This is a genomic window from Tardiphaga sp. GW822-FHT04G09 (assembly GCF_058800725.1).
The window spans coordinates 67,824-81,933 of record NZ_JBXAMO010000016.1 but is presented as its reverse complement, the minus strand read 5'-3'; the positions used below and the strand labels follow the sequence as shown (position 1 = coordinate 81,933).

At 61.9% G+C, this 14,110-nt stretch carries 11 protein-coding genes; 6 read left to right on the top strand and 5 right to left on the bottom strand.

Annotation, left to right across the window (positions count from 1 at the left end; all coding sequences use genetic code 11):
• Nucleotides 1-98: 98 nt before the first annotated feature.
• The 4 genes from AC1RLZ_RS22920 to AC1RLZ_RS22905 form a co-directional block, all read right to left on the bottom strand.
• A complete protein-coding gene (locus AC1RLZ_RS22920) occupies nt 99-2,450 on the bottom strand; it encodes a bifunctional salicylyl-CoA 5-hydroxylase/oxidoreductase (protein WP_493190465.1) in 2,352 nt (783 codons plus the stop codon).
• A gap of 152 nt (nt 2,451-2,602) precedes the next feature.
• On the bottom strand, nt 2,603-3,445 hold the full coding sequence (locus tag AC1RLZ_RS22915; RefSeq protein ID WP_493190510.1) for an enoyl-CoA hydratase family protein: 843 nt from the start codon (nt 3,443-3,445) through the stop codon (nt 2,603-2,605).
• 53 nt (nt 3,446-3,498) lie between these two features.
• Nucleotides 3,499-4,260, bottom strand: coding sequence for an SDR family NAD(P)-dependent oxidoreductase (locus AC1RLZ_RS22910; protein WP_493190464.1), 762 nt, complete (start codon nt 4,258-4,260; stop codon nt 3,499-3,501).
• An 89-nt stretch (nt 4,261-4,349) separates the two neighbouring features.
• Nucleotides 4,350-5,378: an AraC family transcriptional regulator gene (locus AC1RLZ_RS22905; protein WP_493190463.1), complete on the bottom strand. Its 1,029-nt coding sequence runs from the start codon at nt 5,376-5,378 to the stop codon at nt 4,350-4,352.
• 272 nt (nt 5,379-5,650) lie between these two features.
• On the opposite strand from AC1RLZ_RS22905, the gene AC1RLZ_RS22900 reads away from it, so the two are divergent.
• Together AC1RLZ_RS22900 and AC1RLZ_RS22895 are read left to right on the top strand one after the other, a co-directional pair.
• Nucleotides 5,651-6,100, top strand: coding sequence for a cupin domain-containing protein (locus AC1RLZ_RS22900; protein WP_175367248.1), 450 nt, complete (start codon nt 5,651-5,653; stop codon nt 6,098-6,100).
• Between the two features lie 115 nt (nt 6,101-6,215).
• Nucleotides 6,216-7,718: a flavin-containing monooxygenase gene (locus AC1RLZ_RS22895; protein WP_493190462.1), complete on the top strand. Its 1,503-nt coding sequence runs from the start codon at nt 6,216-6,218 to the stop codon at nt 7,716-7,718.
• Nucleotides 7,719-7,755: 37 nt separating this feature from the next.
• Here the strand turns inward: AC1RLZ_RS22895 and AC1RLZ_RS22890 are convergent, their stop codons facing one another.
• Complete coding sequence (locus AC1RLZ_RS22890; protein WP_371425995.1) at nt 7,756-8,928, bottom strand: acyl-CoA dehydrogenase family protein; 1,173 nt, start codon at nt 8,926-8,928, stop codon at nt 7,756-7,758.
• Between the two features lie 274 nt (nt 8,929-9,202).
• Between AC1RLZ_RS22890 and AC1RLZ_RS22885 the strand changes: the two genes are divergently transcribed.
• The 4 genes from AC1RLZ_RS22885 (at nt 9,203) to AC1RLZ_RS22870 (ending at nt 14,091) form a co-directional block, all read left to right on the top strand.
• On the top strand, nt 9,203-10,030 hold the full coding sequence (locus tag AC1RLZ_RS22885; protein WP_493190461.1) for an alpha/beta fold hydrolase: 828 nt from the start codon (nt 9,203-9,205) through the stop codon (nt 10,028-10,030).
• Entirely contained in the window at nt 10,027-11,310 is a 1,284-nt protein-coding gene (locus AC1RLZ_RS22880; RefSeq protein ID WP_493190460.1) for an acyl-CoA dehydrogenase family protein, read from the top strand. The genes AC1RLZ_RS22885 and AC1RLZ_RS22880 overlap by 4 nt, the downstream gene beginning before the upstream one ends.
• A gap of 2 nt (nt 11,311-11,312) precedes the next feature.
• Nucleotides 11,313-12,833 carry a class I adenylate-forming enzyme family protein gene (locus tag AC1RLZ_RS22875; protein ID WP_493190459.1) on the top strand — a complete coding sequence of 507 codons (1,521 nt, stop codon included), beginning with the start codon at nt 11,313-11,315 and terminating at the stop codon, nt 12,831-12,833.
• Nucleotides 12,834-12,996: 163 nt separating this feature from the next.
• A complete protein-coding gene (locus AC1RLZ_RS22870) occupies nt 12,997-14,091 on the top strand; it encodes an NAD/NADP octopine/nopaline dehydrogenase family protein (RefSeq protein WP_493190458.1) in 1,095 nt (364 codons plus the stop codon).
• The last annotated feature ends 19 nt before the right edge of the window (nt 14,092-14,110 follow it).

The window sequence follows — 14,110 nt, the reverse complement described above, 5'->3', positions numbered from 1 at the left end:
GCGTCTTCGCGAAACCCATCACCACACAGATCAGGATCGATGGGTTTCGCTGCGCTCTACCCATCCTAAAAATATGCTAAATAACCTCGCATGCCCAGTCATTCAGCTGCAAGTGGCTTGGCGGTCTCCGCCCGCATCTCGGCGCGGGTCTTCGGCTTAGCCTTAATTTTCAGGTCTTCGAAATCCTGCTTGTCTCTGACGCTGTTACGGAAAATCTGATCTTTGCCGGGCATATATTGCGGCGGGCAATAGGCGTCCTTTGCACCATACCAGGCAGCAGCCTTGATGGTGAAGGACGGATCGGTGAGATGCGGACGGCCAAGCGCCACAAGATCGGCGCGGCCGGCGGCCAGGATCGTGTTGACCTGATCCGCACTGGTGATGTTGCCGACGCACATGGTGGCGACGCTCGCCTCGTTGCGGACCTGATCCGAGAACGGCGTCTGGAACATGCGGCCGTAGATCGGGCGTGACTCTTTCACCGTCTGCCCCGTCGAGATATCAGCGAGGTCAACGCCGGCTTCGGCGAAAGCGCGCGCGATTTCCACGGCATCATCGCCGGTGTTGCCACCTTCGGCCCAATCGGTCGCCGAGATACGCACCGACATCGGTTTGTGCGCCGGCCATGCCGCACGCATGGCAGCGAACACTTCGAGCGGGAAGCGCAGACGGTTCTCCAGCGAACCGCCATATTCATCGGTGCGCTTGTTGGTGAGCGGCGACAGGAAGCTTGCCAGCAGATAGCCGTGTGCGGTGTGCATTTCGAGCATGTCGAAACCACAGCGATCGCCGCGGATCGTAGCAGCTACGAACTCCGCCTTCACACGATCCATGTTGGCGCGATCGATTTCCGCAGGCACCTGGCTGTCCGGATAATATGGCAACGGCGACGCCGAGACGATATCCCATGCACCATCGGCCAGCGGGCGGTCCATGCCGTCCCACATCAGCTTCGTCGCCCCTTTGCGGCCGGCGTGGCCGAGTTGCAGGCAGATCTTGGCGGCGGAGGTGTTGTGCACGAAATCGACAATGCGCTTCCACTGCGCTTCCTGCTCGTCGGTCCAGAGTCCCGCGCAGCCAGGCGTGATACGCGCATCGCGGCCGACACAGACCATTTCAGTGAAGACGAGACCGGCGCCGCCGATGGCGCGCGAGCCGTAATGCACCAGATGGAAATCGTTCGGCACGCCCTCTTTCGCCGAATACATGCACATCGGCGATACCACGGCGCGGTTGGCCAGCACCATGTCGCGCATCTTGAACGGCTGGAACATCGGCACCTCGGGCTTCGCGACATCGACGTCGAAGCCCTGTGCTTTCACTTTCTGGGCAAACGACCTGTCGACTTCCTTGACGAAGTCCGGCGCGCGTAGCGTCAGGTTATCATAGGTGATCGCCTTGGCGCGGGTCATGACGCCGAAGGCGAACTGCACGGGGTCGAAATCCCAGAAACGATCGACGTGTTCGAACCAGACCAGCGAGACGTCCGCTGAATGCTGGATCTTCTCGACCTCCTCGCGGCGGCCATGCTCGTAGTCGTGCAACCCGGCCTCGACAGTCGGCGCCTTCGCCATCGCATCATGCAGCGCGATGGCATCTTCCATCGCCAGTTTGGTGCCGGAACCGATAGAGAAATGTGCGGTCGCCTTGGCGTCGCCGAGCAACACCATATTGTCCTTGACCCAGCGCTTGTTGCGGATCATCGGGAAATTGCGCCACATCGAGCGGTTGATCAGCAGCTTGTGGTCGCCAAGGAATCCCTTGAAGATATCGTGCATCCGATCGGCGGATTCCTGCTCGCCGAGGCCTTCGAGGCCAGCGCGCTTGAAGGTCTCCGGATCGGTCTCGAAGATCCAGGTCGAGCGGCCTGCTTCATATTGATAGGCGTGCGCGATAAACGGACCCCACTCGGTTTCCTGGAACAGGAAGGTGAAGGCATCAAGCGGCTTGGTCGAGCCCATCCAGGTAAACTTGTTGGAGCGCAGATCCACTTCGGGCGCGAAGTGCTCGATATACTTGTTGCGGAAATGGCTGTTGATACCATCTGCAAGCACGATCAGATCGGCCTCGGCGAAACGCGCTTCGTCGGTGATATCGACTTCGAACAGCAGATGGACGCCGAGTTCGCGGGCGCGGTCCTGCAGGATCATCAGCAGCGTGCGGCGCGAGCAGCCGCAGAAGCCGTTGCCACCGACGCGGTGCACGGTGCCGCGGAAGTGCACGGCGATGTCGTCCCAGTAAGCGAATTCCTGGGTGATGCGTTGATAGCTCGGAAGATCGTATTTCTCGAAATTGTCGAGGGTCGCGTCGGAGAACACCACGCCGAAGCCGAAGGTGTCATCGGGACGGTTGCGCTCATAGACCGTGATCTCTGCCTGCGGCCGCTGCTTCTTCAGCAGGATCGCAGAATAGAGGCCCGCCGGCCCGCCACCGATAATCGCGATCTTCATGACAGCCTCCGCAGTCGTGCCTGGATGGATATATTTTAAACCTAAAACAATTCCTGGCAAGCCTGACAAACCGGCAATTCGCAAGCCTTGATGCACATCAAGTTATCACAGTGACCGGCGCGCTCGCGCCCCGATCCGGCATATTGAGGGCCTCAATTGCCCTCGAACTTCGGCTTCTGCTTGTTCGCAAAGGCATGGAACGCCCGGGCAAAATCCTCGGTCGTCATGCACAGCGCCTGCGCCACCGCCTCCGCCTCGATCGCTTCTTCCACCGACATCGCCCATTCCATCGACAGCATGCGCTTGGTCATGGTGTTGGCATAGGTCGGGCCTTCGGAGATCTGTCTGGCCAGTGTCTGCGCCTGGCTCAGTACCTCCGCCGGCGCGACGATACGGCTGAAGAACCCCCAGCGCTCGCCCTCCTCCGCACTCATGAAGCGGCCGGTATAAAGCAGTTCCGAGGCACGGGACTGGCCGATAATGCGCGGCAGGATCGCGCAGGCGCCCATGTCGCAGCCGGCGAGGCCCACCTTGTTGAACAGGAAGCCGACCTTGGTGCCGGTCGCGGCCAGCCGCATATCGGAGGCCATCGCCATGATGGCACCAGCACCGGCGCAGATGCCTTCCACTGCCGCCACGATCGGCTGCGGACAGACACGCATCGCCTTGACCAAATCCCCGGTCATGCGCGTGAAGGCGGTGAGATCCTTGGTGTTCATCTCGATCAACGGGCCGATGATTTCGAACACATCGCCGCCCGACGAAAAATTGCCACCGGCGCCGGTGACGACCACGACCTTGACCTCATCGTCCATTGCGCAGGCGCGGAAGAAATCAGTCAGTTCGCGATAGCTTTGAAACGTCAGCGGATTCTTGCGCTCGGGGCGGTTCAGCGTGACCGTCGCGATCCCATCGGCCACGGCCAGCAGAAAATGCTCGGGCTTGAACTCGGCCAGCGGCAGCGTGACGGGATTGGCGACCTTGTTCTTGACCATGACAGACATGTTGGCTCCCTGAAGACAGTTCGGTTCTTGTTGTTGCGTATCGATCAGACTTCGCCGCCGGCGACGACGATGCTCTGTCCGGTAATGGAGCTCGCGCCCGCGCCGCATAACCACAGCACCGCGTCGGCGACTTCGCCAGGCGTCACCAGACGACCCTGCGGATTATGCTTGGCCAATTCGGCAACAGCTTGTTCGCGCGTACGGCCGGTCTTGCTCATGATATTGTCGATGCTGCCTTCGAGCAGATCGGTTTCGGTAAAGCCCGGACAAACGGCGTTGACGGTGACGCCGCTCTTGGCGACTTCCAGCGCGACCGAGCGCACCAGACCGATGACGGCGTGCTTCGCAGCGCTATAGGCGCTGACATAGCCGTAGCCCTTGAGGCCAGCGGTCGAAGCAATAGCAACGATGCGGCCACTCTTGCGCTTGACCATCTCCGGCAGCACGGCCTGCGTCGCATAAACGACGCCCATGAAATTGACGTCCATCATCCGCTGGAACAGCGCAGCATCCGACTTCGCGAAAGGCGCGGATTCCGCGGCACCCGCGTTGGCGACCAGAATGTCGATTGGCTGGCGTTGTGCGGCATCCGCAATTGCGGCATCCAGCGCAGCCTGATCGGACACATCGGCGGCAATCGCGTGATGCGCGTCCCCGGCCGCGACGACCTCATTCAGTACTGCGAGGTTGCGGCCCATGACGGTGACGGTCACACCGGCCTGTACCAGTGACGCCGCAATGGCGCGGCCAATGCCGCGGCCGCCGCCGGTCACCAGGGCGTGGGAGGAGCGAGACAATCCGGACATGCGTGACCTTCCGCAGGCTCTCCATGAGCCCTTCGGATATTATTTTAAACTTCAAGCTTTTGCAAGAAAGTGGTCCGCGCGGGCTGGCACTAGCGAATCCGGCGGAGCGTATCCGAGGGACTCTCGCCATAGCGGGCCCGGTAGACGCTGGCCATCCGGCTCAGATGGGTGAAGCCGAGATCGAAGGCCATATCGATGACGCGTTCGCCAGGCGCAGCCCGCAGCAGCCGCGCGTTCAAATGCGTCAGCCTGATATCGAGCAGCGCATCGGAAATCGACATACCGAAGTGCTTCTGGAAGCCCATCTGCAGCGACCGTATCCCGATGCCTGCCGCGCGGGCGAGCCGACCGAGATCGAGCGGTTCGGCGGCATGGGCTTCGAGATAGTCCCGGGCCTTCCTCAACACGGCGGGCAGCGGGCTAAGGCGCGCAAGGGCACGGTCGATGGTGTCAGTAAGGCTGTGACGCTGGCCCGTGAGCAGAAGTCCAATCACGGAGTCGCGCAAGGTTGCCGCCATCATCGGCGAGATCTGCTGCCCGGGCCCGCGATGCTCCGCGAGATCAACGAGGTATTCGATCTGGGACCGGATCGCGAGGCCGAACGGCGTGTTCAGATCGACCTGCGGATTGAACTCAATGACCGCTCCGGATCTCTCCGCCAGTGCCGCTGCGCGCTCTTCCACCAGCCGCCGTTCGACCAGCAGGATCAGCTTGGCGCAATCATCTTGCCAGACCATCTTTGTCGGCATGGTCGGCGACAGCAAGGAGGCGACACGCCCTGCCGACGCCTCGATCGTCCGGCCACCCGTGTTGATGCGGGCACCGCCATGCACCGGGATCTGCAGCAGGAAGAAGCGATCGAGGCAGCCGGGGTCGATCGATACCGCCCCGCCATAGGAGACGTAGTTGACGGAGAAGCCATCGAACGCCGCACAATTATGGAGCGCATGAAAATCTGGCCGGGAGCTCTGCAATGGGTCCAGCGCATGCGGACAGAAAATACGTCCGATCGAGTCGACGGCCTCGTCGATATCCCTGGTGAAGACGCGGGAGAACGCCGCAAGCCTTGCGGCGCGGGCCGGCTGGGCATTCCCTGATACGGCTGCGTCCAACACCATGGTCCGATCGCCTGCGTTATTTGAAGCCTAGACTATCCATGTCCCGTCACGTCGCATAGCCGGCGGTGCGCCGCAAATATTGCCGTGCTGCACAACGAATACTCAGACCCGCGCCTTCCAAAGAGGAGTGTGCAGCGCAGCGTGGCGTGGCCGCCCCTTCCCTGCACCGGTAATTATTTCGTCGTTTGGATAGCGGATTCGTTCAACGGCTAGAGACAGACCCCAAGGCCACGCAGCATCATTGCAGACGAGAAACCCAAGGGAGCAGGACCATGGCGGCACTTGAAAAAGGCATTACCCAGAACGGCACCGGATATAACGGCACCACGTGGAATATCCTCGGACAGGTCTATTTCCCCAAGGCCGTGACCGACTCCACCTTTGCCTTCGAGACCAACAGCGATCCCGGCCAGTTCGTGCCGGTGCATATCCATCCGACCCAGGAAGAATTCATTCTGGTGCAGGAGGGCATTCTCGACCTCAAGCTCGACGGCCAGTGGGTGCGCGCCCATGCCGGCGATCTGGTCCGTCTGCCCCGCGGCATTCCGCATGGCTATTTCAACAAGTCGGACAAGCCGGCGCGCGCACTGTTCTGGGTCTCACCGACACAGAAGCTCGAAGCCCTGTTCAAGCAATTGCACAATATGAGCGACATCGAAGCCATCGTCCGCGTCTCTGCCGAGCATGAAGTGAACTTCCTGCCGCCGGAAGCCAACGACTAGGCCTCGCCGACCGAATTTCACCTTCACCTATCGCAGACGTTCCGCGCAGACACCTGTCTGCGCGCTCGAACCCGCACGCCTGCGATCCACAGCCGGATTCAACAGGAAACTAGCCATGGTCAAGCAGAAGAGTGTTTGCGTCATCGGCGCCGGCATTGCCGGCCTGGCCGCCGCAAAATCCTTTGTCGCGCGCGGCCACAAGGTAACCGTGCTGGAGCGCAGCGGCGATCTCGGCGGCGTCTGGGAGCCGGCGCGATCCTATCCGGAGGTGCAGACCCAAAGCCCGAAGGAACTCTATCGCTTCACCGACAAGCCGATGCCGACCAACTATCCGGAATGGCCGAAGGGACCGCAGGTCCATGCCTATCTCACAGACTATGCACGCGACTACAATCTGATCCCACTGATGCGGTTCAACACCACCGTCATCAGCATGAATCGGCGCGGCGACGGCCTGCCCGGCTGGACTCTGGAAACGCGCGATGCGGATGGCAACACCGCGCAGGAAACATTCGATTTCGTCGCGGTCTGCACCGGACAATTCAACGAGCGCAAGGAATTGCATCATCCCGGCGAGGACGCGTTCAAGGCCGCCGGCGGCGTGATCCTGCATTCGGCGGAGCACACGGATTCATCCGTCGTCAAAGGCAAGAAAGTCGTCGTGCTCGGCGGCTCGAAATCAGCCACCGACATCGCCGTGCACTCGGTCAATGCCGGCGCCAGCGCTGTGACCTTCGTCTATCGCGAGCCGGTCTGGCGCATTCCCTATTTCATCGGCGGCGTGATCAACTTCAAGCGCATCCTCTATATTCGCGCGCAGGAGGAGATGTTCCGCGGTTGGGGATTGAGCGCGCTGTCGAAACTGAACCATGCCATCGCCAGGCCCTTCATCTGGGCCAACTGGCGCGGGCTGGAGGCCATGCTGAAGGCGCAGCTCAAGCTCAAGAAATGCGACATGGTGCCGGAAGGACGTATTGAGGACGGCGTCAACTGCTCGGTGCCGATCGCGACACCGAACTTTTTCCCGATGGTCGCCGACGGGCGCATCAAGGCGATCCGCGGCACCTTCGATCACTATGACGGGCAGACCATCGTGATGTCAGGCGGCCAACGCGTCGAGGCCGACATTGCTGTGCTGGCCATCGGCTTCAAGCTCGGCGTGCCGTTCCTGCCGCAGGACTATCGCGACAAGCTGATCCAGTCTGACGGGCAGTATCGGCTGTATCGCGTGATTGCCAATCCGGACCTGCCGGATATGGGTTTTGTCGGCTTCAATTCCAGCTTCTGCTCGGTGCTGACGGCCGAAATGGCCGCCAACTGGCTGGTGCGTTATGCCGACGGCAAGCTGGCGAAGCAGCCGACGGCCGCCGAGATGCACGCCGATATGGACAAGATGCTGCATTTCAAGCGCGTCGAACGTCCAGCCGCCGGTGTCTATGGCGGACTGTGTGTGGCGCCCTATCACTTCAAGCATTTCGACGAACTGCTCGACGACATGGGCGCCACCAGCAAGCGGCGCGGCGCGCTGGTCGAGAAATTCACGCCACCGGATGCCGACGCCTATGCCCGGTTTCTCGCCTCCGCGCCGAACTACAAAGCGGACGCGACGGCCGCGTAGATTGTCAGGCGAGCCGTGATCGGCTCGCCTCATCGATTTACTTCGATTGGGCGTCCTTGATCAGTTCGCGGCCAATGATGACCTTCTGCACTTCGGTGGCGCCTTCATAGATGCGTAGCGCACGGATCTCGCGATACAGTTCCTCGACCTTGACGCCGGACTGTACACCCATGCCACCGAAGATCTGCACCGCGCGGTCGATCACTGTCTGCGCCGCTTCGGTAGCAAACATCTTGGCCATGGCTGCTTCACGGGTGATGCGCGCAGCACCCTGGTCCTTGGTCCAGGCCGAACGATAGACAAGTAGTGCCGAGGCATCGATGGACGTGGCCATCTCCGCGAGCCCCGCTTGCGTGAGCTGCAGATCGCCCAGCGTATGGCCGAACATCTTTCGCGTGACAGAGCGATGCAGCGCTTCATCGAGCGCGCGCCGTGCGAGGCCCAGCGCGGCCGCACCGACCGTCGAACGGAACACATCGAGTGTCGCCATGGCCACCTTGAAGCCTTCGCCGTCCTTGCCGATACGGTTTGTCACCGGCACGCGGCAATCCTCGAATTTCAGTGTGGCCAGCGGATGCGGCGCGATCACGTCGATTCGTTCCGCAATCGTGAAGCCAGGCGTATCCGCATCGACGACAAAAGCGCTGATGCCGCGCGCGCCGGATTCGCCGGTGCGCAGGAAGACGACATACTGGTCGGCAATGCCGCCATTGGAGATCCAGGTCTTGAGGCCATTGATGCGGACATGATCCGGACCATCAGGCACCGCAGTCGTCGTCATCGCAGCGACATCCGAACCTGCATCGGGCTCTGACAATGCAAACGCTGCAATCGCCTCACCACTGCCGACGCGTGGCAGATAGCGCGACTTCAAGGCCTCCGAACCGAACAGGCTAATCGGTCCTGTCCCGAGTCCCTGCATTGCAAAGGCGAAGTCGGCGAGACCAGTCTCATAGGCCAGTGTTTCGCGGATCAGACATAGCGAGCGTACGTCGAATGTCGGATACATCCCGCCATGGCTTGCCGGCACCGCCGCACGTAACCACCCGCCGTCACCCAGCGCCTTCACCAGACGCTTGCAGGAGCCATCGACGTCATGGTGATCGACCAGACCAGGCAACGTCGCCTTCGCCCAGCGCGACAGGCCCGTGGCCAGTTCGCGGTGATGGTCCTCGAAAAACGGCCAGGACAAAAATGACTGATCGGACACGGCTTCCTCCCTGGATGCATCGGCAATCGATATTGTTTTAAACCTAAAGAAATTTCGAACAAGTGCGATTGCGCGCGGGCCGTCCGAGACGTCCTCGGGGTCACAACATGGCCAAGCGACGCAGGCAAAATATCCGGCTCGGAGACTTGATCGGCTATAACGCGATTGCCTTTCGAACAGGCAGCCGCTGACCCTTTAAGTCTAAAACTATCGCTTTTCATATATCTCGGACATGCTAGGATTGTGCTTGTCCGACAGCACAGGAGGCCTATGCGTGCCAAATTCTGCAGCCCTGACGACGAAGGACGGCCGCTTCGGTTTTGAAGCCAAAGGCGATTCCGCAGCGACACCGCTGGTGTTTCTGCATGGGATCGGCGGCGCGGGCCGCGGCTGGCGCCACCAGATCGACAGGTTCGGCGACCGCTATTACGCCATCGGCTGGGATATGCCGGGTTATGGCGGCTCGGCGCAGCTGCCCGCACCAAGCATCCCGGCTTTCGCCGAGGCGCTTAAGGATTTTCTCGCACAGATCGGCGCCAGGAAGACGGTGCTGGTCGGCCATTCCATTGGCGGCATGATCGTGCAGCGTTTCATGGTCGATTATCCCGAGCTCGCCGGCGCCGTGGTGCTGGCACAGACCACGTCGGCCTTCGGCAGTTCCGATGGCGAATGGCAGAAGAACTTCATCGATGCGCGGCTCGGACCACTCGACCGCGGCGAGACCATGGTGTCGATGGCGCCGAAGCTCGTCGCCGGCCTGATCGGCGACGATCCGGATCCTGCCGGCCTTGAGCTCGCGCGCGACTGCATGGCCTCTGTGAAGCCTGAGACCTATCGCGCCTCCATGAAGGCGATGATCGGCTTCGACCTCCGCAAGGAGCTCGCCAATATCAAGGCCCCGACGCTGCTGCTGTCAGGCTCCAAGGATAACAACGCGCCGGCCAAGACCATGGCCAAGATGGCGACCTTTGTGCCCGGTTCGACCTATGTCGAACTCGAAGGCGTCGGCCATCTCGCCAGCTTCGAACGTCCGCACGAATTCAATGAAGTACTCGCCGACTTCCTCAAAACCAGCCACAATCTTTCGGGGTCATCCTCATGAACAAGCCTGCCAGCAAGCCCGACCTCGACAGCATCGTCCTCGACAAGCCGATGTTCGATCCGAAGGCCTATCGTCTCGACGACGAGCAGGCCGGGCTGATCACCAAGGCGCGCGAGCTGGCGCAGACCAATTTCGCCGGCCGCGCGGCGAAGTGGGATACCGAGGCCACCTTCCCGCTGGAGAATTACAAGGACCTGCACAAGGCGGGTCTGCTGGGCATCTCGATCCCGAAAGCCAATGGCGGCTCGGGCGCCGGCTATCAGACCTATTCCCTCGCGGCGGCCGAAATCGGCCGCTATTGCGGCGCCACTGCGCTGACCTGGAACATGCATGTCTGCTCGACGCTGTGGTCCGGCCCGCTTGCCGATGACCTCGAGATGGATGACCAGATGCGCGCCGAACAGCACCGCCGCCGCGCCATTCACTACAAGCGCATCGTCGAAGACGGCGCGATCTATTCGCAGCCGTTCTCCGAAGGGGGCGCAGCGGCCGCCGGCGGCGTTGCATTCGGCACCGAAGCCAGACCCGTCAAGGGCGGCTGGATCGTCAATGGCAAGAAGATCTTTGCGTCGCTGTCGGGTTTCGCCGATTACTACGGCGTGCTGTGCACCGAAGTCGCCGAGGGCGAAAAGGCTTCGCGCCGCAACACCCTGTATCTGGCGATCTCGGCAAAGTCGGAAGGCGTTTCCGTCGTTGGCGACTGGGATCCGCTCGGCATGCGCGGCACGGTCTCCCGCACGCTGATCTTCAAGGACGTGTTCGTTCCGGAGGATGCAGCACTGATGCCACGCGGCGTCTACTTCCAGGCTGCGATGCGCTGGCCGCACATGTTCCTGACGCTGTCGCCAACTTACGTTGGTCTCGCGCAGGCATCGTACGATTTCACCGTGAAGTATCTGCGCGGCGAAATCCCGGGTATGCCGCCGGTCAAGCGCCGCATGTATCCGACCAAGCAGATCGCCGTGGCGCAGATGCAGATCAAGCTCGAGCAGCTCAAGTCGACCTGGTTCCAGGCCGTGACCGAAGCCTGCGCCAATCCATCGAAGGAACAGGTGCTGCGCGCCTACGCCGCCCAATATACCGTGATGGAAGGCGCCAATGAGCTCGCCGCGCTGGCGATCCGCACCTGCGGCGGTCAGGCGATGCTGAAGACCCTGCCGCTTGAGCGCATCTATCGTGACAGCCGCTGCGGCGCGCTGATGCTGCCCTGGACCGCCGAACTCTGCCTCGACCGCATTGGCCGTGAGGCACTCTACGAGGCCGGCGAGAAAGACGAGTAATCGTGGATCTCTCCAGCCTTATCGCCCGCAACACCGCGTTCACGCCGGACAAATCCGCGATTCATTTCGAGGGTGCGACGCTTAGCTACGCTGCGTTCCATGCGCGGATCGAAGCGACGGCGAAGGCGTTGAAGGCGGAATGCGGTGTGGGTCGTGGCGATCGCGTCGCGATCCTGAGCCTCAACCGGCCGGACTATCTCGTTCTGCTCTATGCTTGCGCCCGGCTCGGCGCGATCATGGTGCCGCTGAACTGGCGCCTCGCGGTCGCCGAGCAGTTGTTCATCCTCTCAGACGCATCGGTGAAGGTGCTGGTGCTGGAAGAAGGCTTCGCCGCGATCCTCCCATCGCTCGTCAAGGATCTGCCGGATACTCGCGTCATCGCACTCGACTTCACGCCGCCGGCGCCCGGACAGACCTTTGATGCCCTGCTGGCGCGCGCATCGGGCGATGGCCGCAATCCGCATACCGACCTCTCCTGCCCGATGCTGATCGTCTACACGTCGGGCACCACCGGTCGTCCGAAAGGCGCCGTTCTGCGCCAGGAAGCGCTGCTGTGGAACGGCGTGATGAGCCAGCACATGCATGGCCTCACCTCCGACGACCATGTGCTGACGGTACTGCCGTTCTTCCATGTGGGCGGCCTCAACATCCAGACGACGCCGGCACTGCATCACGGCGCCACCGTCACGATCCATGCCCGCTTCACGCCGGACTCGACCCTGGCAACCATCGCCAACGACAGGCCGACGCTGACGGTGCTCGTGCCCGCAACCATTCAGGCCGTTAGCGAACATCCCGCATGGGCGACAACGGACCTATCATGCCTCAAGGCCGTCTCGACCGGCTCCAGCATTGTGCCCCCACATCTGATCGAGCGCCTGACGACGCGCGGCATTCCCGTGCTGCAGGTCTATGGTTCGACCGAGACCTGCCCGATCGCGGTCTATACGCGGCTCGGCGGCGACCAGTCGCGCACGGGATCAACGGGTTTGCCCGGCCTTTGCTGTGAAGCCATGATCATTGACGACAGTGGCAATGAGCTTCCCGCCAAGGCAACCGGCGAGATCGCCGTGCGCGGCCCCAACGTATTCTTCGAATACTGGGGCAACGAGGCTGCGACGCGCGAAGCGCTGCATGACGGCTGGTATCGCACCGGCGATATCGGCACGCGCGACGATGACGGTTATTTCTGGGTCCATGACCGCAAGAAGAACATGATCATTTCCGGCGGCGAGAACGTCTACCCCGCCGAGGTCGAACGTGTGTTGCTCGAACATCCCGATGTCGCCGATTGCGGCGTCGTCGGCGTGCCCGATCCGAAATGGCAGGAAGTGCCCGTTGCCTATGTGCTGCTGCGGCCGAATTGCAGCGTGAGCGCCGAGGCGCTGAAGGCCCATGTTCTGACGCAGCTCGCCCGCTACAAGCAGCCACGCGACATCGTATTCGTCACAGACCTGCCGCGCACCGCGCTTGGCAAGGTGCAGCATTTCAAACTGAAGCAGAATACAGAGGTCTCTACGTGAGGCCACAAACTCGATGCCTCATGGTGAGGAGGCGCTCTTGCGCCGTCTCGAACCATGAGATGTTCATCCAGCATTCGGCCCATCCTTCGAGACGCGCGCAAGTGCGCGCTCCTCAGGATGAGGTCGTGTATGTTGTACTGCTAGAAATGAAGAAGGTTAGACCATGAAGATCGCAGTATTGGGTGGCGGCAACGGTTCGTTCGCGGCAGCGGGTGATTTTGCACTGCAGGGCCACGACGTTCGCCTGTGGCGGCGCGATGCCGAGGCTGTGGCCGAACACAAGAAGGCTGGCTCGCGCATCAAGGTCAAGAATGCGCAGGGCACGCACGATACCCAGCTGACGCTGGTAACGACTGATATCGCCGAGGCGATCAGGGACGTCGAGCTGATCCTGTGCCCCGCGCCTGCCTTTGCGCAGCCTGATATCGCCAAACGGATCGCTCCGCACCTCAAGGATGGTCAGGTGGTCTATCTGCCGCCGGCGACCTTCGGCTCGATGATCTTCGCCAAGGCTGCGCATGACGCCGGCAACAGGGCCAAGATTGCCTTCGCCGAGACCGGCACATTGCCCTGGCTCGCGCGCAAGCATGGCCCGTTCGAGGTCGCCATCACCATCCGCGCCAAGCGGCTGCCGACCGGCGTGTTTCCGCTGGATATGATGGACTATGCCTGCAAGGTGATCGACAAGGCCTTCCCCGGCGTGATCGAGCCCTGCGGCGATGCGCTGTCCGGCGCACTGATGAATGCCGGTCCGATCATCCATCCGCCATTGATCGTGATGAATGCCGGACCGCTCGAGCATTTCCCGACCTGGGACATCCACAAGGAAGGCACGCAGCCGGCGATCCGCCGAGTCACCGACCAGCTCGACGCCGAGCGCATCGCGATCCGCGAGGCCTTCGGCTACAACGGTGCGCATTTCCCGCTGGCGGACCACTACGCCAAGGAAGGCGAAGAGTGGATGTATGGCCGCGGGTCGCATGACCGCCTGACTGACTCGGGGGACTGGCGCGAGCACATCGTGCTCACCGAGCATCGCTACATGCGCGAGGACCTGCGCACGGGCCTGTCGTTCTTCCTGTCCTGCGCCAGCCTCGCCGGCGTCGAGACGCCGCTGGTCAAGGCATTCCTCGCCATCGGCGGCGCGATCTGCGGCGAAAATTTCCTCCAGGGCGGCCGCACGCTTGCAAGCCTCGGCTTCGGCGATCTCGATCAGGCCGGCCTGCTGAAGCTGCTGCGCGAAGGCTTTGCCGCATGAACGCAGCCGCAAGTTCTCT

What these genes read in the sequence shown, in the direction of transcription:
- AC1RLZ_RS22920 (WP_493190465.1), bottom strand. Translation starts at nt 2,450, where the DNA reads ATGAAGATCGCGATTATCGGTGGCGGGCCGGCGGGCCTCTATTCTGCG.
- AC1RLZ_RS22915 (WP_493190510.1), bottom strand. Translation starts at nt 3,445, where the DNA reads ATGGTCAAGAACAAGGTCGCCAATCCCGTCACGCTGCCGCTGGCCGAG.
- AC1RLZ_RS22910 (WP_493190464.1), bottom strand. Translation starts at nt 4,260, where the DNA reads ATGTCCGGATTGTCTCGCTCCTCCCACGCCCTGGTGACCGGCGGCGGC.
- AC1RLZ_RS22905 (WP_493190463.1), bottom strand. Translation starts at nt 5,378, where the DNA reads ATGGTGTTGGACGCAGCCGTATCAGGGAATGCCCAGCCGGCCCGCGCC.
- AC1RLZ_RS22900 (WP_175367248.1), top strand. Translation starts at nt 5,651, where the DNA reads ATGGCGGCACTTGAAAAAGGCATTACCCAGAACGGCACCGGATATAAC.
- AC1RLZ_RS22895 (WP_493190462.1), top strand. Translation starts at nt 6,216, where the DNA reads ATGGTCAAGCAGAAGAGTGTTTGCGTCATCGGCGCCGGCATTGCCGGC.
- AC1RLZ_RS22880 (WP_493190460.1), top strand. Translation starts at nt 10,027, where the DNA reads ATGAACAAGCCTGCCAGCAAGCCCGACCTCGACAGCATCGTCCTCGAC.
- AC1RLZ_RS22870 (WP_493190458.1), top strand. Translation starts at nt 12,997, where the DNA reads ATGAAGATCGCAGTATTGGGTGGCGGCAACGGTTCGTTCGCGGCAGCG.